This is a genomic window from Pseudofrankia coriaricola, from assembly GCF_001854805.1.
Classification (GTDB): Bacteria; Actinomycetota; Actinomycetes; order Frankiales; family Frankiaceae; genus Pseudofrankia.
In genome coordinates this window covers 1-1,558 of the sequence record NZ_MBLO01000194.1, presented here as the reverse complement: position 1 = coordinate 1,558, position 1,558 = coordinate 1, and the positions used below count along the sequence as shown (strand labels likewise).

The 1,558-nt window shown below is 41.9% G+C and carries 2 protein-coding genes; both read left to right on the top strand.

Features of this window, described 5'->3' with window-relative positions:
• Positions 1-210: 210 nt before the first annotated feature.
• The gene (locus BCD48_RS55840; RefSeq protein WP_039534188.1) at positions 211-480 is read left to right on the top strand and encodes a type II toxin-antitoxin system HicA family toxin; all 270 of its coding nucleotides are present in this window, start codon (positions 211-213) and stop codon (positions 478-480) included.
• A gap of 74 nt (positions 481-554) precedes the next feature.
• On the top strand, positions 555-899 hold the full coding sequence (locus BCD48_RS47055) for a type II toxin-antitoxin system HicB family antitoxin (RefSeq protein ID WP_039543365.1): 345 nt from the start codon (positions 555-557) through the stop codon (positions 897-899).
• Positions 900-1,558: the final 659 nt, after the last annotated feature.

Sequence of the window (1,558 nt, the reverse complement as noted above, 5' to 3'; positions counted from 1 at the left end):
GTTAAAAGGTATTGATGGAGGAAAAAGTACTGAATAACTATTCATGTGTTGACAAGTTAATGATTTTGATATATAATTTAATAAGGGAAATAAATCCCTACCCACAAAGGTGAGCATTTTATGGCGTTTAAATTTGTAATTTGACAGTTCTAATTATACGTCATGTGCATACCTAGTCAATAACAACTTAATAGAAGGACTAAATTACATATGACACTAAAAAAGAAACAATTGATTACACTCCGCAAAATCAAGAATCGACCTGTTTTGGGGACAATCCCATGGAGTGATATTGAGAGCCTATTCGTGGCTCTTGGCGCTGAAGTCGAAGAGCGTGAGGGTTCACGAGTCGCAATCGTCTTGAATGGCACGCCGCATGTATTCCATCGACCACATCCAAGTCCTGACACGGATAAAGGGGCAGTGGCAAGTGTTAAAAGGATTCTGATGTCAGAGTTCCCGACGCTTTTTGATAATTAATACGGGGAAAGCTTTACAACAAGCAAGTGTGATATCATAATGTGATATCACACTTGCTTTTGTTTGGAGGAAATATGGAAAGTATTCTGGAGCATAATGGCGTGAAAGCTTGCGTTGTTTTTGACCCTGATATCGAAATGTTTCGTGGTGAAATTTTAGGTTTATCAGGTAGTGCCGACTTCTATGCATCAGATGTTGCTTCGTTGAAAGAAGAGATGATTGCTTCTTTTGATGCTTACATCGAAGTATGCCAGGAGAAAGGTCTTGAGCCTTACAAATCCTATAGTGGAAAAATCGCTTTTAGAACAAAGCCAGATATTCATGAAAAGCTGGAAGAGTTATCTATATCGCAAGGATTGAGTATAAATAAAATGCTAGAGCGACTTGTTAAGCTGGGTCTTGAAAGCGCTTCTGTTTAAGAATTCATAAAAAAACCTCCTTATATGGAGGTTTTTTTATGAATGTTCTCTTTGATCTTTTAGATCAGCATTGAGATCAAATGCTTTTAGCATTAATCTCTTTCTCCAGATGTGAAAAAACCGCCTTGCAGGGCGGTTTATTTCGGAATACTTACGATTTCGCGGTCGGTAAGTCCTTTCATGATAGCTCATATCAAGTTAGCACTTCAAGTATTCCTGCATTCTGTTTGGATCAAGATGTTTTGGACAGAACGACGCGCATCAGCCACCGACCAAGGGAAGTCCGAAAGGTGGCAGGTAAAGGCACTAATCAGAACTAAGCGAAAAGCTCGATAACCCCGCCCCTTGTAGCTGCTAGAGGGGATAAGCGGAAAAGGAATAAACTGATTAGTGTTGTGTGACTCGGACGGGGGGCGAAAGCCTTTACACACAGCGCAGGGCAGCCCGAAAGGGTAAGAGAAAAAACTCCACGGAAAGCGACCAAAAAGATACTCAAATCACTCGATTATCGAGTTGAAATGGGTAGGGGTCGGCGCAGCCGAAAGGGCTGATCGCGCCGCCTTGTGCGGCATCCTTATTGCCCTTTTGGGCTTGTCCACAAAAGAGCGTGGGCATCTTAAAAAGCCCCTTGAGCTCTTTTCGGTGGGCAATGCCCAAAG